Source organism: Deinococcus carri, assembly GCF_039545055.1.
Classification (GTDB): Bacteria; Deinococcota; Deinococci; order Deinococcales; family Deinococcaceae; genus Deinococcus; species Deinococcus carri.
Genome location: NZ_BAABRP010000001.1, coordinates 130871 through 150869, shown reverse-complemented (window position 1 = coordinate 150869; position 19999 = coordinate 130871). Strand labels below are relative to the sequence as shown.

Sequence of the window (19999 nt, the reverse complement as noted above, 5' to 3'; positions counted from 1 at the left end):
TCAGCCCGGCAGGGTGAACGTGAGCCGCGTGCCCCGGCCAGGGTCGCTGTCCACGGCCAGGTCGCCCCCGGCCAGGGTCACGCGCTCGCGCAGGCCGAGCAGGCCCAGGTGGCCGGCCTGGGCGCGGGCCTGCGCCTGCTCGGCGGTGAAGCCCTGGCCGTCGTCGGTGATGGCGACGCGCACCTCCCCCACGTCGAAGGCGACGCGGATGGCGGCGCTGCTGGCGCGGGCGTGCTTGTCCACGTTGGTCAGGGCCTCCTGGGCCAGGCGGAAGACCGTGAGTTCCAGGGCCGGTGCGAGGCGGCGCTCGGCCCCGCTGACCTCCAGGCGGGTGTCGGTGCGGGCCTGCCCGGCCAGCCACTCCAGCGCGGGCAGCAGGCCGAGGTCGTCGAGCACGCTGGGACGCAGGTTGCGGGCAAAGCGGCGCACACTCTCGATGGCCTGTTGCAGGTCGCCCAGGATGTCGTCGGCGCGCTCCCGCTGCGGCCCCGCGAGGTCACGCGCCAGGCGGCCCACGCGGCGGGAGGTGGCGACCAGCACCTGCGCGGTGTCGTCGTGGAGTTCGCGGCTGATGCGGCGGCGCTCCTCCTCCTGCGCCTGGGTAAAGAGGGTGAGGTAGGAGCGCAGCTCCAGCGTGCGGCTGGTGGCGGCCTCCAGCGCCTGCCCCCGGCGCTGAATCTCGGCGGCCAGCGTCTGGAGTTCGGAGAGGTCGCGGGCCACCGTCAGCACGCTGTGGGGTGCCCCGGCCTGCCGCACAGCGCTGAGGCGCACCTCCAGGCGGTAGGGTCCCACCTCGATCTCGGCGCGGCCCCCCGCAGGGTGGGTGTTCACGGCCTCCCAGGCCGCTTGCAGCGCGGGCCGGGAGGCGGGCGTGGGCAGCCGCAGCAGGTTCGCGCCCAGCAGCGGCCCGGTCAGCGGCTCCAGCAGGCGGGTCGCGGCGGGGTTGGCGTAGGTGATCTCGCCGCCGGGGCCGGAACTCAGGATCAGGTCGTGGGCACCCTCCGCGAGCTGGCGGTAGCGGGCCTCCTGCCGCGCCAGGGCCGAGAGCAGCCGCTCGCGCGACAGGGTCAGGGCCATCTGGTCGGCCACGCTGCGCGACAGGGCCAGCACGCGGTCGCCCGGCGCGGCACTGCCGGGGTCGTCGGCGTACAGAAAGCCCAGCAGGTGATCCGGGCGGCCTCCCGCACCGGGGTCGCCGTGCAGCGGCACGATCAGGGCACTGCCCGCGACCGGGAGGGCGTGGCGGCGCGTCAGGGGCCGGGGGCCGCGCCCCACCTGCGCGAGCAGCGAGGCGAGTTCGGCCGCTCCCGGCGGGTGGAGGTTGAAGGTCGCGCAGCGCGTCACCTCGCCCCCCTCGCCGGTCAGGGCGATCAGGCCGCGCGCCGCGTTCAGGGCCAGGGTGGAAAGCCGCGCGGCCTCCGCCAGCGCCCGGTCGCTCTGGTCCTCGCCCAGCAGCCGCCCGACGTTCAGCAGCACGGCGGCCTCGCGCTCGCGGCGCAGCTCCTCCTCGTACAGCCGGGCGTTCTCGATGGCGAGGCTGGCCTGGGCGGCAAAGACCTCGGCGATCGCGAGGTCGTCCAGGTCCAGGGGCAGTGGCTCAGTCCAGTACAGCGTCAGCGCCCCGAACACCCCGGCGCGGGTGCCCAGCGGCAGGCCCACCACCCCCCGGTAGGGATAGCGGCCCGCCGCCAGCAGTTGCCGGGTGTAGCGGCTGCCCCCGCCCAGATGCTCGCGGGTGAGGTCGCGCGCGGCGACCGTCTCGCGCCGTTCCACCGCGCGCCCGGTCACGCCCGCCCCCACCTTGGCGCGCACCCGCAGCATGTACTCGCTGGAGAGGCCCACGGCGCTGCGGATGGTGAGGGTGCGGCCGTCGGGCTGCCGCTCGTACACCGCCGCCGCGTCGGCCCCGAACAGGGACACGGCCCGCTCCAGCAGCCGCGAGAGCGTGTCGGGGAGGTGCAGGCTGCCCGCCAGCGCCACCCCCGCCTCGCGCAGCGCCTCGGCGGCCTCGCGCTTGCGGGTCTCGGTGGCGTACAGCCGCGCGTTGTCGATGGCGAGGCTGGCCTGCTCGGCCAGCGCCAGCACCAGCCAGGTGTCGTCCTCGCTCGCCCGCGCGCCGCGCGTGAGGCTGTCCACGTACAGCACGCCCAGGGGATGGCCCCGCGCCCGCAGCGGCGCAATCAGGGCCACTTCCGGACCAAGTTCGGCCAGGCCCGCCGCCAGCGGGGTGCCCAGGTCGCGCGCCCGCTCGTAGTGAATCACCTCGCCGCGGTCCACCAGCCGCCCGAACGACACCGGCCCCACCCCGATGCCCCCCGTAAAGGCCGAGTCGAAGCCGTAGGTGAACACCTCCCCGGTGCGCGCCCGCCCCTCGCCCACCTCGCTGAACAGCCCTACAAAGGCCCGCCCGAAGCCCAGCGCCAGGGCCGCCGTCTCCGCCGTCGCCGTCAGCACCTCCGGCAGGTCCAGGCTGCCGCCCAGCCGCCGCACCAGTTGCTCGACCGTCTCGGCCACCCGGCCCCGGCCCCGGCGCACCTCGCGCGCCTGCACCCCCTCCAGCGCCAGCGCCAGCAGCGGCGCGAGGCCCGCGAGCGCCTCCACCCCCTCCGGGTCCGCTCCCACGAATTCCAGCACGCCCCCGCCAAAGGGGAGGCAGCTCAGCATCCCCTCGGCCAGCGGCTGCCCCCCGGCGAGCGAGCGCGCCGCCAGCGTCCCGTCACTCAGCCCCAGCCCCCGGCCCTCCTCGCCCACGACCACCAGCGACCCGCCTATCACCGCCCATACCTGCACCCCGTGTGCCCGCACCGCCCGGCACGCGAACCCGGCCAGCGCCAGCCCAAAGGCCCGCACGGTGGGCGCGGCGCTGAGGTCGGGGGGGAAGGCGAGGGTCATGAGGAGGGGTTAGGAGAGACCAGGCTCAAGCTACTGCACCTGCTGGCTCTTCCTGATACCTGATTCCTAACTCCTCTCCCCTACAAACTCTTCGGGTCGATCCACCCCCGCTTGATCCCGTACAGCACCGCCTCCGTGCGGCTGCCCACCCCCAGCTTGGAAAAGATGTTGGCGAGGTGGACCTGCACGGTGCGGGGGCTGATGTCGAGGTCGCGGGCGATCTCCTTGTTGGTGCGGCCGGTGGCGGCCACACGCAGCACCTCCAGCTCGCGGGGGCTGAGGGCGTCTTCCGGGGGCGTGGGCGTCTGGTGGGTGCTGAAGCGTTCGAGCACCTTACGGGCGACCGAGGGGTGCAGGGCGCTTTCCCCGGCGGCGACGGCGCGCACGGCCCCCAGCAGGTCGTCCTCGCTGGCATTCTTGAGCAGGTAGCCCGCCGCACCCGCCTCCAGCAGGGCGAACACGTAGGCGTCGTCGTCGTAGCTGGTCAGCACCAGCACGCCCACACCGGGCCGCTCGGCCTTGATGGCGCGGGTCGCCTCGATGCCGTTCATGCCGGGCATCGACACGTCCATCAGGATCACGTCGGGGGTCAGCGACCGGGCCTGCCGGATCGCCTCCTCGCCGCTCTCGGCCTCCCCGACCACCCGCAGGTCGGCCTCGCCCTCGAGCAGTTCGCGGGTGCCCTTGCGGACCACCGGATGATCGTCGACCAGCAGCAGGGTGATGGGCCGCGTCTGGGTCTCGGGGGTATCGGCATCGGGGGCGTCGGCGTCGTGCATGCCCGCAGAATACGGGAAACGGCCGCCCCCACACCGGGAGGCGGCCTGCTGCAAAGCCCTGTAGGCGGAAGGTGGTTCGATCAGCTCTTGCTGAGGTCCTTCCAGTGCGTCCCCGTGCCAAAGGTGCTGAAGGAGAGCATCGGGTTGTAGTCGTCCTTGCTGAAGCCCTGGAGGTTGTCGCGGTAGGGCAAGATGGCCGGGCTGCTGGGCATCAGGATGTAGTAGGCCTGATCGCGGGCGCGCTCGGCGATCTGGGTGTAGAGCTGGTTGCGGCGCTCGGCGTCGGTGGTGCTGCGGGCCTCCTGGATCCAGCTGTCGATCTGCGGGTCCTTGAAGCCCACGCGGGGGTGGTAGAAGCCCTGGCTGCTGTAGAAGGTGGAGACGAAGTTGTCGGGGTCGGCGTAGTCGGGTGCCCACGCCGTCACGACGAGCGCCTCGCGGCCCTTGTCGGCGTCTTGCAGGATCTCGCTCCACTGCTTGGGCTGGATGTTCACCCGGAACTTGGGGTTCAGCGACTCGATGTTCTTCTTCAGGATTTCCATGGCGGTCTGCGCGCCCTGGCTGCCCGCGCGGTAGGTCGCGTTGACCGTGAAGCCGTTTTGCCAGACCTGCCCACCCCAGGCCTTCTGGAAGGCGGCCTTGGCGGCGGCGAGGTCGAACTTGGGCGCGGCGACCTCGGGGTTGTAGCCGGGGAAGGAATCGGGCAGCAGGAAGTTGCGCGCCTTGCCCATCCCGTTTTGCACCTGCTTGATGTAGGTGTCCACGTCGAAGGAGGACACGAAGGCCCGGCGCACGTCGGCGTCGCTGAAGAAGTTGGCGGGAATGCCCTGACCGTCGAGCTTGCCGCTGCCCAGGCGATCCTTGGCCTGGATGTTCTGGTTCATCGCGAGGCCGCTCGCGGTGGTGTTGGGCAGGTCGTCCAGAATCACCACGCCGGGCTTGCCCTTGAGCTGCGCCTCGATGTTGGCACGGGTCCCGGCCTCGATCAGGTCGGCGTCGCCGCGCAGGAAGGCCTGCTGGCGGGCGGCCAGTTCGGGCACCTTCTGAATCACCACGTTCGTGATCTTGGCCTTGTCGCCCCAGTAGTCGTTAAAGGCCTGGGCGCGGAAGTTGTTGGCGTCGCGGCTCACGAAGCGGTAGGCCCCGGTGCCGCTGGGGTTGCGCGAGAGCGCGCTGTCGGTCAGGTCCTTGCCCACCGCGGCCTGCCAGGTGGCTTCCGTGCCGTCCCACTCGCCGATCTCCTTGGCGTGCGCGCTGTCCACGATGCCCTGGCCCGCGTAGGCCAGCTTCGCCAGGAAGGCCGGGTCGGTCTGCGGGAGCGTGAACACCAGCGTCTCGCCGTCGCACTTGACGGCGTTCGCGATCTTGTCCCAGGTGATGCTCTTGTCGTCGTTGGCATTGCTGGGGGTGCCCAGCAGGCTTTCCGAGAGGAACCAGTTGCCGCTGCTGCTGGTGTTGGTGACCAGGTTGCGGCGGAAAGTGTACTCGGCGTCGGCGCACTTGAAGGGGTTGCCGGTGTGGAACTTCACGCCGTCACGCAGGGTGAAGCGGTAGGTCTTCCCCCCGTTGCTGACGTCCCACTTGGTGGCGAGCAGCGGTTCCAGCTCCGAGAGGCTGCCCCCCTTGTAGGTCAGGAGCGTCTCGTAGAGGTTTTCCACGATCTGGCCGCTGCCGGTGTCGTAGCTGGTGCCGGGGTCCAGGGTGGGGATGTCCGAGCTTTCCTGCACGACCAGAATCGAGCGGTCGCCGCCCGCGGCAGCGCCCGTGCTGCCCGCTCCGGAGGTGGAGGCCGTCGTGTCGGTGCTGGTCGTGGTGGTGTCCGTGCTGGTGGTGTTGGCATTGGGCTTGTCACAGGCGGCCAGCGTCAGCGCCAGGGTGGTCAGGGCCAGCAGGCCCAGGGGACGGCGGTGGTGAATCGTCATGAATGGCTCCTCGTGGGACTCAAGAAATAGCGGGCAGAGCGCCGAGCCGGGCCGGATGAAAGCCATCCGCGCCGAGTCAAGAAGCCTAGCGGCCATGCCAGTTCGGAGAGAGCCTCGGCTCCCGGCAGCGACCCGGCCCGCCCTTCCCGTCAGGGAAACAGCCCCAGGCTAGGGTCCAATTATGAGAGTTTCGTCCGAGTTGGTTCAAAAGCCGCGGCTGCTCGGAACAGGCCCGGGTCAGCCTGAGTGCCTGCCAGCTCGGAGTCTTTCCCGCTGGCCCCGGCGCGCGGGCGGTCCAGCAGGGTTCATTTTTCTCAGGCCGTGGCAGGCCCCCGATTGAGAGGCCTCCCACACCGTCCTTGAGTGCCTTGCTGTAAGGTTTCCTAATGACTTCAGACGCTCGCCCGAACTCCTTCCTGCTGCGTGGCACGGCGGCGGGAGGCACCCTGCGCTTCGTGGGCATCGACGCCACGCAGATCGTCGAGGACGCCCGGCTGCGCCACCACCTCAGCAAGACGGCGACGGCGGCGCTGGGGCGCGCCCTGGCCGCGAGTGCCCTGCTGGCCGTCGTGCTGGGCAAAAAGAGCGACAGCCGCGTGACCCTGCGGATTCAGGGCGGCGGCCCGGTGGGCTGGATCGTGGCCGAGGGCAGCGCCGACGGGAGGGTGCGCGGCTACGTGCGCGAACCTGGGGCCGACCTGCCGGTGCGCGCCAGCGACGGCAAGCTGGACGTGAGCGGCATCGTGGGCACCGACGGCGAGCTGGCCGTGACCCGCCTGCTGGACAACGGCGAGCCGTACACCGGCAGCGTGCGCCTGGCGAGCGGCGAGATCGCCGAGGATGTCAGCACCTACCTGGGCGTGTCCGAGCAGATTCCGAATGCCGTGCTGCTGGGCGTGTACGAGGAAGGCGGGCGGGTTCACCGCGCGGGCGGGCTGCTGGTGCAGGCCATGCCCGGTGTGACCGAGGAGACGCTCGCCCGGCTGGAAGCGAACATTCGCGGCATGGGGCAGATCACCGACCACCTGCGCCGCGGGAGCCTGCTCGAAACCCTCCAGGCCGCCGCCGCGGGCCTCGACCTGGTGCTGGCCCCGGAAGCGCAGCCCGCCCGTTTCCAGTGCCGCTGCTCGCGTGAGCGCGCGCTGGAGAGCCTGCGCTTTTTCGGCCCCGCCGAGCGCCAGGAGATGCGCGACGAGGGCGGCCAGGAGATCATCTGCCACTGGTGCGGCGAGCATTACCAGATCACGCCGGGCGAGATCGCCAGCCTGGACGCCCAGCGCGAGCGCGCCCAGGCGTAGGCACACCACAGCACACCATCACACAGCGGGCGGGAGGGAAATGACCTTCCCGCCCGCTGTATCGGGTATGGGGGGCCGGCAGGTCGGTGGGCTGGGCCGCGGATGAACGAACTCGCCCGCCGCCCCCGCACGCCCCGGCCCACGGGCTGGAATAATGCCCCCATGAAACGACCGATCCTCGCCGCTGTCCTGGTGCTGGTGGGCCTGGGGCTGGGGGCCACCCTGCTGCGGGATCAGGTGCCCGTTTCGGGGGCGCAGACCGGCACGGCCACCCCGACCTCTCCCCTGGCCGTCGAGGCCGGGGCGCGGCTGCAAAACGAGCAGAACACGATGGACATCGTGCGGCGCTACGAGCCGGGGCTGGTGTACATCAGCACCGAGCAGCAGGTGATGCAGCCCAACCCGATGGGCTGGATGTTCGGTGGCGAGAACCAGACCCAGGTGGTGCAGGGCGTGGGCAGCGGCTTTTTCGTGAACGAGCAGGGCGACATCCTGACCAACTACCACGTGGTCGCGGGTGAGGGCGGCCAGGGGCCAGCCGCCACCATCCGCGTCCGGGTGATGAACCGCGAGGAGAGTGTCCCCGCGCGCGTGATCGGCCTCGCGCCGCAGTACGACCTGGCGCTGATTCGCGCTTCCGGCCTGGACAGGAGCCTGATCAAGCCGATTCCGCTGGGCGACAGCGACACGCTGCGGGCCGGGCAAAAGGCCATCGCCATGGGCGCACCCTTCGGGCTGGATTTCAGCGTCACCGAGGGCATCGTAAGCAGCACCGCCCGGCAGATTCCCATTGGCTTTTCGGGCAACGGCTCGGGCGAGGGCATCACCCAGAAGGCCATCCAGACCGACGCCGCCATCAACCCCGGCAACAGCGGGGGGCCGCTGCTGGATTCGGGCGGGCGCGTGATCGGCATCAACACCCAGATTCTCTCGCCCGCGGGCGCGGCGACCGGCGTGGGCCAGAACGCGGGCGTGGGGTTCGCCATCCCGATCAACGCGGCCAAGACCCTGCTGCCCCGGCTTCAGCAGGCGAACGGCGGCAGTGTCTACGCGCCCCGGCTGGGCATCACGGCGGGCCTGATCGTCCAGGGGCCGGGCCAGGCGGTGCCGGTGGGCCTCAGCGCCCTGACCACCGAGGGCAAGCGGGAACTGCGCCTGCCCGAGACGGGGCTGGTGGTGGGCCAGGTGGGGCCGGACACCCCCGCCGCCCGGGCCGGCCTGCGCGGCGGGACCGCGCAGGCCTTCCCCGGTGGCCGCGTCGCCGTGGGAGGCGACGTGATCACCGCCATCGACGGTCAGCCAGTGGACGCCCTCGAAGACCTCCAGGCGGCCCTGATCGACAAGCAACCCGGTGACAGCGTGACGCTGCGCGTCGTGCGCGGCGGCCAGGGCCGCGACGTGAAGGTGACGCTGGACGACAGTTCCTTCCGGTGAGGGGCGGCGCGGCAGCCCTGGGCGAGCAGGCCTGGGCGCACCTCCGGCCCGAGGACCGCGACTGGCTGAAGGACCTCACGCAGCGGGCCGGGCCGGGCGCGCGGGTGGCCCTGGTCGGCGGCGCGGTCCGTGACGCCCTGCTGGGAGAAACGCCCCTCGACCTCGACGTGGTGGTGGAGGGGGCGGACGCGGGGGCACTGGCGGCAGCGACCGGCCTCCCCTTTCTGGTGCATGCGGCCTTCGGCAACGCCACGGTGACGTTGCCCGACGGGCGGCACGTGGACCTGGTGCGGGCGCGGCGCGAGAGCTACCCGGTGCCGGGGGGCAATCCCGTGCCCGCCCCCGGCACCCTGCAAGACGACCTGCGGCGGCGCGACTTCGGCCTGAATGCCCTGGCGCTGCCCATCCACGCGGCCGTCCGCGTGACCCTGCTGGACGAGGTGGGCGGCCTGGCGGACCTGCACGCCCGCACCCTGCGGCCCCTGCACCCGCATTCGCTGCACGAGGACGCCAGCCGCCTGGTCCGCGGCGCACGGCTGGCAGGCCGCCTGGGCCTGACCGCCCACCCCGAGCTGCTGCGCCAGGTGCCGGACGCGCTGGCGCTGGCCGACCACACCCCCCGCCTTCAGGCCGAGCTGCGCCTGCTGCTGCACGAACCGGCACCGGGACGCGCGGCCCACATGCTGGAGGACTGGGGCGCGGGGGCGCTGCTGCCCTCCGGAGCCATCCCGCGGCTGGAAGCCCTGGACGCGCGGCAGGCGGCGGGGCAGACCGTGCCGCCGCAGGCCTATGCTGCCGCCCTCCTCTCGGCGTCCCCCGAACCCGCCGCGCTGGCCGCCCGCCTGGGCCTGGGTGAGAAGCCCGCCGCGCTGCTGGCCCGCGCGCTGTCGGACGCCCCGGCCACGCCCGGTAGCCCCGAAGCCCTGCTGCGCGCCCTACTGCGCCCGGACGCCTACCCGGCCCTGACCGGGCGGGACGTGGTGGCGCTGGGGGTGCCGCCCGGTCCGGCGGTGGGGCAGGCCCTCTCGCACCTGGCCGCGCTGCGCCGGGCGGGACAGGTCCGCTCGCCGGAAGAAGAACGGGCGGCCCTCACTGCCTACCTGCACGGCAATTCCTCCCCCCCGCCCGACGGGTCATCCGGTCCGCCCGCCGGACCCTAGAATGCCCTTCTATGGGCCTGCTCAATCTCCTCTCCGCGAACCCCGTCGCGTTCCTGATCATCGCGCTGGCGCTGGTGTTCTCGCTGACCGTCCACGAGTTCGCCCACGCCTGGGTGGCCGACCGGCTGGGGGATTCCACCCCCCGGCGTTACGGGCGAGTCACTCTCAACCCCCTCAAGCACCTCGACCCCTTCGGCACGCTGCTGCTGCTCATCGCGGGCTTCGGCTTCGCGCGGCCCGTGCCGATCAACCCGAACAACCTGGGACGCTGGGGCACCTTCTGGGTGGCCGCCGCCGGGCCGATCAGCAACCTGCTGCTGGCCCTGATCACGGCCCTGCTGATGCGGGTCTTTGCCGGGAACGGGCTGGCGATCAGCATCCTGGGCATCGTGCTGGGCATCAACGTGGTCCTGGCCGTCTTCAACCTGATTCCCATCCCGCTGCTCGACGGCAGCCGCATCTTGGGGGCGCTGGTGCCGTCCCTGGGCCGCAGCCTGGCCCAGTTCGAGGCCCAGCCCTTCAGCTTCCTGATCGTGATGGCCTTTATCTACCTGGCGCGCGGCCCCATCGGCAACATCATCGCCAGCGTTCAGAACTGGGTCGAGCGGACCGTGGGCGTATAGCGTTGGGCGTGTAGGCAGCAACGCCGCAGCAAGAACCCCCGGCACGAGGTCGGGGGTTTGCCCTTGGGAGAGCTGGGGACGCGGCGGGGGCGCACGAGAGGTTCAGATCAAGGGAGGAAGATCAGTTTGATGATCGTTTGGCAAGAGCTTGACGGCGAGCAGGACAGCCGAAACTGCCCCAGCCCAGGCCGCCACACGTTTCGGCGTCAGCAGTTGCTGGCGTTTCCGTTGCGTGGTACGCTTCTTGTGTCGCGTAGAGAATCACCACCTTTCAGTGGCCCCAGTGTTACGAGCACTGGGGTTTCCTCTTTCTGAGGACGTTCTCTCCGCTTCCCGCTTGTCATGTAACCCGCCCGCAGGCCAGCACAGCTTATGGTCCCTCTGCTCTCAGGTCAATCTTTCAGGACGAGAAAAGCGGGCATCAACAAACCTTTTCCCTCAGCGCAGGTGAAACATCATCGCCACATGTGCGCCGGTCCCGCCCAGAACAAACAGGTGCCAGATTTCATGGAAGCCGAAGCCGGGGCGGGGATTCCAGCGCTTGGTGCCGTAGATCACCGCGCCGATGGAGTACAGCACGCCCCCCACCGCCAGCCAGAAGATCGCGGCGGGCGGCAGGTTGCGCGCGAGCTGCGGCAGAAAGGCGAGGGCCAGCCAGCCCATGCCCAGGTACAGCAGCGTGCTGACCCAGCGCGGCAGGCGCATGGTGAGCACCTTCAGGGCAATACCCGCTGCGGCGATGCCCCAGATCACCCACAGCACCACGTCGCGCCACAGGCCGTCCAGCCCGTAGTACGCGATGGGGGTGTAGCTGCCCGCAATCAGCAGGAAGATGCCCGCGTGGTCGAGCTTGCGCAGCCACAGCAACCCGCGCTCGCCCGGCCGGAAGGAATGGTAGCTGGCGCTGGCGGCATACAGCGCCACCATGCTCAGCCCGAACACCAAGAAGGGCCACAGGTGCAGCCCGCGTGTGTCCGCCCACCACAGCAGCGGCCCCAGCACGATCAGGGCCGCCAGCGCCCCGCCCCAGTGCGTCAGGGCATTCACGGGTTCGCGGGGGGCGGTCAAAAGGCGCTTCACGGGAACAGCGTAAAGCGTGGTGGGGTGCGGGCAGTAGGAGTTGGGACGCAGTACGCGGTGCGCGGGATGCAGTGAAACATCTTTTCCCGCGTCCCGCGCACCGCTTCCCGCCTACCTCCCGCCGTAGTTCGGCGCTTCCTTGGTGATCGTCACGCCGTGCGGGTGGCTTTCGACCAGGCTCGCGCCGGTGATGCGGACAAACTGGGCGGTGCCCCGCAGGGTGGGCAGGTCGGGTGCGCCGCAGTAGCCCATGGAGCTGCGCAGGCCGCCGACGAACTGGTAGATGACCTCGCCCGCCGTGCCCTTGTAGGCGATGATGCCCTCGATGCCCTCGGGCACGAACTTGCGGCTGCCCGACTGGAAGTAGCGGTCGCTGGACCCCTGATCCATCGCGCCCAGGGACCCCATGCCCCGGTAGCTCTTGTAGCGGCGGCCGTCGCGCAGCACCAGCTCGCCGGGGGCCTCGTCGGTTCCGGCCAGCATGCTGCCCATCATCACGGCGCTGGCCCCGGCGGCAATCGCCTTGGGCACGTCACCGGTCTGCTTGATGCCGCCGTCCGCGATGATGGGAATTCCGGCCTCCAGCGCGGCCTCCGCCGCCTCGAAGATGGCGGTGATCTGCGGCACGCCGACCCCGGTGACGACGCGGGTGGTGCAGATCGAACCCGGCCCTATCCCGACCTTCACCGCGTCCGCCCCCGCCGCGATCAGGTCGCGCGCCCCGGCACGGGTGGCGATGTTCCCGGCGATCACGTCCACGTCGAAGGTTTCCTTGACCCGCGTCAGCGCGTTCAGAATGCCCTGGCTGTGGCCGTGCGCGCTGTCGAGCACCAGCACGTCCGCGCCCGCCGCGACCAGTGCCCCGGCCCGGTCCATCAGGTCGGCACTGACGCCGATGGCAGCGGCCACCCGCAGGCGGCCCAGGCTGTCCTTGGCAGCGCGGGGATACTTCACGCGCTTGGTGAGGTCCTTGATGGTGATCAGGCCCCGCAGGAACCCGGCCTCGTCGGTCACGAGCAGTTTCTCGATGCGGTGGCGCTTGAACATCTCCTGCGCGGCCTCCAGCGTGGTACCCACCGGCACCGTCACCAGGTCCTCGCGCGTCATCACGTCCGCGACCGGCGTGGCGAGGTCGTCCACGAAGCGCATGTCGCGGTTGGTGATGATGCCCAGCAGTTTGCCGGCGGGGTCGGTGATCGGCACGCCGCTGATCTTGTACTCGCCCATCAGGCGGTCGGCGTCGCCCACCGTCGCGCTCGGCGGGAGGGTGATGGGGTCCACGATCATGCCGCTCTCGCTGCGCTTGACCTTGCGGACCATCTCGGCCTGCGCGTCGATGGACATGTTCTTGTGCAGGACGCCGATGCCGCCCTCGCGCGCCATCGCCACCGCCATCGCCGTCTCGGTCACGGTGTCCATCGCCGCCGACACGAAGGGGATATTCAGCCGCACACGGCGGGTGAGTTGCGCCTCAACGTTGACCTCGTGCGGCAGCACCGTGGAGTGGCGGGGCTGGAGCAGCACGTCGTCGAAGGTGATTCCTTCCTGACCGAACTTGTAGGCGAAACGGTCGGTCTGTGGGGTGGAGGCCGCCTCGGGGGCGGGCGGGTGGGCAGGCGACACGGGAGCGCTCATGCACCCGAGTCTACCCGCGCCAGATGGGACGGCGCTGAAGGCTGTCCGGGGCGGCCGGCCACGCGGCCAGGGCCACCGCCCCCTTGCACCACCCACAGGCGCGTGCTAGATTCTCCCTCGCCCTTTCGGGCCAGTCCTCAACACGTGGGGTCGTAGCTCAGCTGGGAGAGCGCGTCGTTCGCAATGACGAGGTCAGGGGTTCGATCCCCCTCGACTCCACCAAAAAAACCCGCCACTCTGGCGGGTGCTTTTTTTGGCGTGTGGGGGAGGTAGCCCTCCTCCCACACGCCCCGTGCTATCCCAACTTGCTCTGATTCCAGAACATCCGGACAAACCACCGGATGTTCTTCCATCGCCGCAAGCCGGTCTTTTCTTCTTCTCGCTCCACTCGGGTTCGTCTACGACTCACCTGAAGTTGGTATTACTGGCCGCCGCCCCGGTTGACCAGGGCCGGGAACTCGGGCCGCGGGACCAGCGGCGTGAGGGCCGGGAGATTGACCGGGAAGGTGAGCGAGCGCCCCCCCAGGGTCAGGACGACGGCGGCGGGGTCGGGGCGGGCCGCCACGGTGACGCCGGGCAATTTTGCCAGGGCGGCCAGCGGCACGAACGCCGAGCGGTTCACGTAGCGCACGGCCACGGCCTGCTGGCCCGCCTGCGCCGGCAGGACGAGAGCCGCGGTCCGGGGGGTCAGCAGCCCCACCGGGGTGCCCAGTGCGCCCGCCACCTCCGTGAGGGGAAGGTAGATCTGGCCGTCCAGGGTCCGGGCGGCCTGGGCTGCGGCCTGCGCGTACTGCTCGGGCGTGCGGGCCGGGGCAGGCGGCGTGACGGGCGCGGCAGGAGCTGGAGCCGCCGGAGCCGGGGCCGCTGGTGCAGGTGCAGTAGGCCGGGGCGCGGGCCGCTGCGCCAGCACGGCGGAGGCGGCGGCGCGCGTGGCGGCGGTGCGGGCCTGGGCCTCCTGCGCGTTCAGGACGCGCCCCCACCCGGCCGGCACGCTGCGGAAGCTGGTCCAGGGGCCGACCGCCAGAGGAGCCTGCTTCTGGAGGGCATTCAGGCTGCCCCCCTCGGTGGTGAAGTACAGGGTGCCCTGGTCGCTCACGGCGACATTCGTGTCGATCTTCTTGCCGGTCTTGAGGGTCCAGAGAGCCTGCCCCGCCTGGCCGATGGCATGGACGGTCCCTCCGAGGTCCGGCACGACCACGCTGCCGTCGCTGAGTTCGGCGGCGGCCGCCGCGATGGGCGCGCCTGCCCGGTACGTCCACTCGTCCTCACCGGTCGTGTTGATGGCGTACACGTTGCCGTCGTAGCTGCCGACCACCACCAGGTCGCCGTCGGTCACGATGGGGCTGGCGTTGACGAACATCCCGGTGGGCCGCACCCAGCGGAGCTGGCCGCCCGGCGAGACCGAGTAGATGCGGCGGTCGCTGGAGCCGAAATAGACGTTCCCCTGGGTGTCCAGCGCGGGGCTGCTGAACACCAGCGACCCGGCCCGGAAGGTCCACTTCGGCTGCCCGCCCGGCGTCAGCGCGTGCAGCTGGCTGTCCTGCGCGCCGAAGTAGATGGTGCCGTCACTGGCGACGGCCGGGCTGCTGAAGACGGGCGCACCCACCTTGAAGGTCCACAGCACCTGCCCCTGGGGACTCAGGGCGAACACGCTGCCCGCCGCCGTCGCCACGATCACGCTGCCGTCGGGCCGCAGGGCTGGGCTGGCGAAAATGTCGCCGTCGAGCTTGGTCTTCCACAGCAGCTTGCCCGCCGGGTCCAGCGCGTACACCGTGTCGTCGTAGGAGGCGGCAATCACGGTGCCCTGGGGCGTGACGATGGGATGGGCGCGGCCGATGTCGCCGGTCGCGTAGTTCCATCTCTCCGTGCCGCTGGCGTCGGTGCGGTGGATGCGGGCGTCGGACCCGACAAAGATCAGGTCGCCGCCTTCGGTCACGGCCACGCTGGACAGCACCTTGAGGTCCTTCGACCAGCCCACCGAGGGGGCGGGTTGTGCTTGGGCCTGGATGAGAGGCGAGGTCAGCAAAACAAATGAGAACGCGAGGGTTTTCCTCATGTGAAGGTAGGCTCCTTTACAGTCTCTTTACAGGGTGTGGGGGCAAATGGACGGCTGTCAGGGTAGCGTCCTAAGATGCGTTTCGTTATGAAAAAGATTCTCATGCTGACCGCGTTCGCGCTCGCTGGCCTCGCCGCCGCGCAGGACACCACCACGCCCACCACGCCTCCCACCGACACCAGCACGACCACGACCGACACCAGCAGCACCAGCACCACGACGACCAGTACGACGACGGGCACCAACATGACCGGCACCGACATGCAGGACATGAACATGATGAACCCCGCGACCATGAGCGCGACCGACAACTTCACCCGCGCCCAGGAGTTCGCGGTGCAGGCCGACGTGGCCTACCCCGTGCCCTTCTACGACCGCACGCTCTGGAAGGCCGCGGTGGACTCGGCCTACTACGCCGCCAACATGGACGCGGGCAACCGGGACTACCAGGCCTACCTGGCGCAGCTCTACACCAAGACCCAGTGGTGGATCAACGCCTACAACGCCTGGAACCGCCTGGGCACCCTGAGCGACCAGGAGAAGCAGTGGGCGTCCCTCAGCGCCGCCAAGCTGGCCTACATCGCCCTCCAGCGCGGTGACAAGCAGATGGCCCGCATGTACGTGGAAAAGGGCATGAGCTGGGCCGACAGCGCCAGCCTCCAGGCCATCATGAAGCGCCTCTGAGCACAGCGCCTTCAGCATGAGCGCGCCTCCCCGGTGGGGGCGCGTTTTCCGTTTGGCCTACACTCCTCCCATGCGCGTCCTGGTCCTCTCCGACACCCACGGCCTGCTGCGCCCCGAGGTGCTGCCGCTGGCGCGGGAGGCCGACGCCGTGCTGCACGCGGGGGACGTGGGAAAACCGGAGGTGCTGGCGGCGCTGCGGGAGGTGACCCCCGGTCCCGTCCACGCCGTGCGCGGCAACGTGGACCGCACACCGCCCCTCGCGGAGTTGCCGGAAACGCTGTTGCTGGAGCTGGGGGGCGTGTGGGTGTACCTCCTGCACGACCGGCAGGAGCTGGACCTCTCGCCCCAGGCGGCGGGGGTGCAGGTGGTCGTCAGCGGGCACACGCACGCGCCGCGGGCAGAGGAACAGGGCGGCGTCCTCTTTCTGAATCCGGGTGCGGCCGGCCCGCGCCGCTTCCGGCTGCCGGTGGCCTGCGCGTGGCTGCACCTTGAGGGGGGCGCGGTGCGGGCCGAGTCACTCACGCTGTTGCGCTGACGTCACCTGCCGCGCCCGCGGGACGGTGGTAGCCTCCGGACATGACCGCACCTGACCTGCCGCTCACCCGCGTGTCTGGCACGCTGCACGCCCTCCAGGTGCCCATTCCCTACCCCATGAAGACCGTGACGGTCCTGATCGACACCGGGGGGCCGCTCACGCTGATCGACACGGCGCTCGACACGCCCGAGGCGCGGGCCGCCATCGAGAACGGCCTCGCGGCGCTGGGGCTGCACTGGCCGGACGTGGAGCGGGTCATCATCACGCACCACCACCCGGATCACTACGGGCTGGCGGGCGTGGTGGAGGAACGCAGCGGCGCGACGGTGCAGATGCTGGACGTGGAGATCGGGCGCGGCGAGCGCTACTGGCACCTCTGGGAAGAGTGGCTGCCGGGCCACACCAAGCACATGCAGGACCACGGCCTGCCGCGCGAGCTGCTGGAAACGCTGGAGGCGGAGAGCCGCCGCACCCGCGCCCGTGTTCAGCCCGCCAACCGGGTGCAGCCGCTGCGCGAGGGGCAGATGCTTCCGCTGGCGGGAGCGCAGTGGGAGGTGCTGTGGCTGCCCGGCCACGCCGACGGGCACCTGGGCCTCTGGAACGAGGAAGAGAGCCTGCTGATCGCCGGGGACGCCATCCTGCCGCGCATCAGCCCGAACGTGGGGCTGTACGCCTACACCCGCCCCGACCCACTGGGCGACTACCTCCAGACCCTCGGCAAGCTGGAGGCGCTGAACCCCGCCCGCGCGGTGGTCGGGCACCACGGCCCCGTCATGGAAGGCGTGCAGGCCCGCGCCCGGCAACTGCGCGACCACCACCACGAGCGGCTGGACTTTATCCGGGCGGAGGCGGCGAGGCAGCCCCGCACCGCCTACGACCTCTCGCTCGCCATGTTCCCGCGCGACCTGAACACCGCCGGGCGGCGCTTTGCCCTGGCCGAGACGCTCGCGCACGCCGAACACCTGCACCTGCTGGGGCAACTCGCACGCACCTGGCAGAACGAGACGTGGGTGTACCACGACTGACCTCGGGAAGGCTCCGACGCTCCTGCCGGACATTTCCTGACCAGCGGAAGGCGGAACACCCGCCGAAGAGGACGTCCCGGCGCACTCCCCGCCGTGTGACCGGGCCGCAAAAGCCGTGTGCGGAAGCCGGCGACGGGCCAGGCCAAATGGCGGCCCACCTCCGGTCTTTTCGCGGCCCGCGCTCTATACTCGCCCCCATGACGGAATTGCAGCGCATCGTAAGTGCCCTCCAGGCGAGCGGCATGACCGTGGAGCCGGTCGAGGACGGCGCGCTTGTCCGCAACGGTGAGAGCCGCGTGGCCCTGTTTGCCGACGCCGACCCCGCAGGCGGCGTGATTGTCCGGTTGCACCTCGACCTCGACCTGTACGTCGAGGAAGATGCCCTGCCCGACATCCTGATGGGCATGAACCTGCTGAACCAGGGCCTCGACTACGGTGCCCTGAACCTCGACCCCGTGACCGACGAGGACGAAGACGAGGACAGCCCCCTGACCTTCGCCGTGCTGGGCCGCGCGGTGCTGTGGCTGCGCGACCTAGGCGCGGGCGAACTCGATCGCCTGCGCGAACACCTGCGCCGCTTCGAGGCCGAGGTGACGGAAGCGGTCGAACGGACGCTGCACGGCAGCAAGGGCCTGAGCGCCTGACGCCTGCGGGGTGCAGAAGGCAAAAAGCGGAAGGCAGAAGGCCAAAGAAAGACCGGGGCACCACACCCCGGCCTTCTGCTTTCAGCCCTCTGCCTTCGGCAAGCCTTACGCCCGGTCCTTCAGGGGCACGTAGTGCTGATCCGTCTTGCCGGTGTACAGCGCGTCGGGGCGCAGCAGGCGGTTGTCGCGGGTGTACTCGATGACGGAAGCGCACCAGCCGCTGACGCGGGCCAGGGCAAAGATGGGCGTGAAGTATTCCTTCTTGATGCCCAGGTCGCTGTAGACGGTGCCGCTGTAGAAGTCCACGTTGGGGTAGATGCCCTTGGCCCCCATGCGGTCCACCACGATCTTCTCGATGGTTTCGAGAATCTGGTAGTAGTTGCTCTTGCCTTCCTTGTTGGCGACGTGTTCGGCGTAGTCGCGCAGCACGCGCGAGCGGGGGTCGAAGTACTTATAGACGCGGTGCCCGACGCCCATGATCTTTTCCTTGTTGTCGAGCTTCTTGGTGATGTAGGCCTCGGCCTGCTCGGGGGTGCCGACCTCGTCGAGCATGTCCATCACGGCCTCGTTCGCGCCACCGTGCAGCGGCCCCTTGAGCGCACCGATGGCGCTGGTCATGCACGAGTACATGTCGCTGAGGGTGCTGGCGGTGGCAATCGCGGTAAAGGTGCTGGCGTTCATGCCGTGGTCGGCGTGCAGCACGAGCGCGATGTCGAAGAGGCGGGCCTGTTCGCCGGTGGGTTCCTTGCCGGTCAGCATGTACAGGAAGTTCCCGGCGTGCGTGAGGTCCATGCGCGGCGCGATGATGTCCTGGCCTTCCTGCGCGCGGTTGATCGCCGCGATGATGGTGGCGAACTGCGCGATCAGGCGGATGGAGATGGCCCGGCGGCCTTCCTCGCTGGTGTCCTCGGCCTGGGGGTCGAGCAGGCCCAGGTAGGAGGCGGCGGTGCGCAGCGCCTGCATGGGGTGGATGCCACGGGGCATCGCCGCAATCACGTCAAGCAGCTGCTGGGGCACGGCGCGGTTGGCCTTGAGGTCGGCGTCGAAGCGGGCGAGTTCCTCGGCCGTGGGCAGCTCGCCGTCGAGCAGGGCGAGAGACAGTTCCTCGAAGCTGCTCTTCTCGGCCCACTCCTGAATCGGAATGCCCAGGTGCGTCAGGATGCCTTCCGCTCCGTTGATGAAGGTCAGCTTGGTCTCGGTGAAGAGAACGCCTTCCAGCCCCTTGGCAATGTTGGCGGTGTTCGTCATGGTGTGTTCACCATACCACCGGGCCGTGACGTGCCGAATCCTGCCCGCACCACGTTCCTGTAACGGTGACAACAGCCCGGGGCCAGCACCCTACAATGCCCGCCATGCCAGCCCCCGTGACCCTCGCCCTGGACACTGCCACCCCCTTCCTGACCCTGGCCCTGACCTGGGCGGACGGCGAACTGGCGTTTTCCGAGGAGGTCGGACGCGCCCACGCCGAGCGCCTGGCTGACGCTGCCGCGGGGCTGTTCCGGCAGGCGGGCCTGCCCTTCCGCGCCGACCAGCTCGTGATCGGCACCGGGCCGGGGTCCTACACCGGGGTGCGCGTGGGCGCGAGCTACGCGCTGGGGCTGGGCCGGGCCTGGGGTGCCCCCGTGCGCGGCGTGCCAACACTCGAAGCCCTGGTGCGCGGTGAGGACGGACAGGTACCGGAGGGTGAGGTGGCCGTCTCGCTGGACGCCCGGCGCGGCAACGTCTACGGCGCGGTATACGAGGTGCGCGGCGGCGTGGTCACGCGGGTCATCCATCCGCCAGAAAAGCGGCCATTGGAGAAGTTCGCTGCCCAGATTGGCCCCCTCCCCCACCACCGTGACACCGCCCCGGACGGCCTCGCGCTGCTGAGGGCGGGGCTGAACCACGGGGAGACGGAGTGGGCGCTGGCGTATCTGTGAGCGGCCAGCTTCCAGCAACCAGCCTGGGAAGGCCCCGGCTCCGGGCTGAGTCAGCCAACCGGGCAGGCCCCGCCACCCACGTTCAGCGCCACCGATAACCCGCCGAGGCTCCCGCCGCCCCGTCTTTTCAAACTTTGGAGCCGACGCCCAGGTCCCACTCTTCAAGTGGGCAGGCCTGGAAGACGAGCCGTTCGGGCCGCCAGGCCCGAGGCCGCCCGGTGGGCAGAGCATGGCGACCAGCGGGAAACCGGGGCGAAGCCTGGCAAGCCTTCCAACGCAAGGAACCCCCTTGCCTAGCGCAGCGCCGCTCCCC

General features: G+C 70.4%; 16 protein-coding genes and 1 tRNA gene. 10 read left to right on the top strand and 7 right to left on the bottom strand.

The genetic code is table 11. The annotated features are described in order from the left end of the window. From ABEA67_RS00815 to ABEA67_RS00805, 3 genes are all read right to left on the bottom strand, one after another. Complete coding sequence (locus ABEA67_RS00815; protein ID WP_345459426.1) at positions 1-2892, bottom strand: GAF domain-containing sensor histidine kinase; 2892 nt, start codon at positions 2890-2892, stop codon at positions 1-3. Positions 2893-2972: 80 nt separating this feature from the next. Continuing rightward, entirely contained in the window at positions 2973-3671 is a 699-nt protein-coding gene (locus ABEA67_RS00810) for a response regulator (RefSeq protein ID WP_345459424.1), read from the bottom strand. Positions 3672-3751: 80 nt separating this feature from the next. Then, a complete protein-coding gene (locus ABEA67_RS00805; protein WP_345459422.1) occupies positions 3752-5593 on the bottom strand; it encodes an ABC transporter substrate-binding protein in 1842 nt (613 codons plus the stop codon). Between the two features lie 386 nt (positions 5594-5979). Between ABEA67_RS00805 and hslO the strand changes: the two genes are divergently transcribed. The 4 genes from hslO to ABEA67_RS00785 all read left to right on the top strand — a co-directional run bounded on the left by hslO (position 5980) and on the right by ABEA67_RS00785 (position 10108). Further along, a complete protein-coding gene (gene hslO, locus ABEA67_RS00800; RefSeq protein ID WP_345459419.1) occupies positions 5980-6891 on the top strand; it encodes an Hsp33 family molecular chaperone HslO in 912 nt (303 codons plus the stop codon). 162 nt (positions 6892-7053) lie between these two features. Further along, complete coding sequence (locus tag ABEA67_RS00795; RefSeq protein WP_345459416.1) at positions 7054-8325, top strand: S1C family serine protease; 1272 nt, start codon at positions 7054-7056, stop codon at positions 8323-8325. Further along, the gene (locus ABEA67_RS00790; RefSeq protein WP_345459413.1) at positions 8322-9485 is read left to right on the top strand and encodes a tRNA nucleotidyltransferase/poly(A) polymerase family protein; all 1164 of its coding nucleotides are present in this window, start codon (positions 8322-8324) and stop codon (positions 9483-9485) included. The genes ABEA67_RS00795 and ABEA67_RS00790 overlap by 4 nt, the downstream gene beginning before the upstream one ends. 11 nt (positions 9486-9496) lie before the next feature. Next, positions 9497-10108: a site-2 protease family protein gene (locus tag ABEA67_RS00785; RefSeq protein ID WP_345459410.1), complete on the top strand. Its 612-nt coding sequence runs from the start codon at positions 9497-9499 to the stop codon at positions 10106-10108. 438 nt (positions 10109-10546) lie between these two features. On the opposite strand, the gene trhA is transcribed toward ABEA67_RS00785, so the two are convergent. Both trhA and guaB read right to left on the bottom strand, forming a co-directional pair. After that, positions 10547-11188 (bottom strand): PAQR family membrane homeostasis protein TrhA, encoded by a 642-nt coding sequence (trhA, locus tag ABEA67_RS00780; protein WP_345459407.1) that lies wholly within the window; start codon positions 11186-11188, stop codon positions 10547-10549. 111 nt (positions 11189-11299) lie between these two features. Then, entirely contained in the window at positions 11300-12823 is a 1524-nt protein-coding gene (gene guaB / locus ABEA67_RS00775) for an IMP dehydrogenase (protein ID WP_345459403.1), read from the bottom strand. 146 nt (positions 12824-12969) lie between these two features. Here guaB and ABEA67_RS00770 point away from each other — a divergent pair. After that, positions 12970-13045, top strand: a tRNA-Ala gene (locus ABEA67_RS00770). A gap of 199 nt (positions 13046-13244) precedes the next feature. Here ABEA67_RS00770 and ABEA67_RS00765 read toward each other — a convergent pair. Continuing rightward, positions 13245-14849, bottom strand: a complete 1605-nt coding sequence (locus ABEA67_RS00765; RefSeq protein WP_345459400.1) for an outer membrane protein assembly factor BamB family protein — start codon at positions 14847-14849, stop codon at positions 13245-13247. A 117-nt stretch (positions 14850-14966) separates the two neighbouring features. Between ABEA67_RS00765 and ABEA67_RS00760 the strand changes: the two genes are divergently transcribed. The 4 genes from ABEA67_RS00760 to ABEA67_RS00745 all read left to right on the top strand — a co-directional run bounded on the left by ABEA67_RS00760 (position 14967) and on the right by ABEA67_RS00745 (position 17767). Then, a complete protein-coding gene (locus ABEA67_RS00760; RefSeq protein WP_345459397.1) occupies positions 14967-15563 on the top strand; it encodes a hypothetical protein in 597 nt (198 codons plus the stop codon). A gap of 70 nt (positions 15564-15633) precedes the next feature. Then, positions 15634-16098 (top strand): metallophosphoesterase family protein, encoded by a 465-nt coding sequence (locus ABEA67_RS00755; protein WP_345459394.1) that lies wholly within the window; start codon positions 15634-15636, stop codon positions 16096-16098. Between the two features lie 41 nt (positions 16099-16139). Beyond that, positions 16140-17123, top strand: a complete 984-nt coding sequence (locus tag ABEA67_RS00750) for an MBL fold metallo-hydrolase (protein WP_345459391.1) — start codon at positions 16140-16142, stop codon at positions 17121-17123. Between the two features lie 197 nt (positions 17124-17320). Continuing rightward, positions 17321-17767, top strand: a complete 447-nt coding sequence (locus ABEA67_RS00745; protein ID WP_345459388.1) for a hypothetical protein — start codon at positions 17321-17323, stop codon at positions 17765-17767. Positions 17768-17872: 105 nt separating this feature from the next. On the opposite strand, the gene ABEA67_RS00740 is transcribed toward ABEA67_RS00745, so the two are convergent. Further along, a complete protein-coding gene (locus tag ABEA67_RS00740) occupies positions 17873-19015 on the bottom strand; it encodes a citrate/2-methylcitrate synthase (RefSeq protein ID WP_345459385.1) in 1143 nt (380 codons plus the stop codon). Between the two features lie 95 nt (positions 19016-19110). Between ABEA67_RS00740 and tsaB the strand changes: the two genes are divergently transcribed. Next, complete coding sequence (tsaB, locus tag ABEA67_RS00735; RefSeq protein WP_425557131.1) at positions 19111-19686, top strand: tRNA (adenosine(37)-N6)-threonylcarbamoyltransferase complex dimerization subunit type 1 TsaB; 576 nt, start codon at positions 19111-19113, stop codon at positions 19684-19686. Positions 19687-19999: the final 313 nt, after the last annotated feature.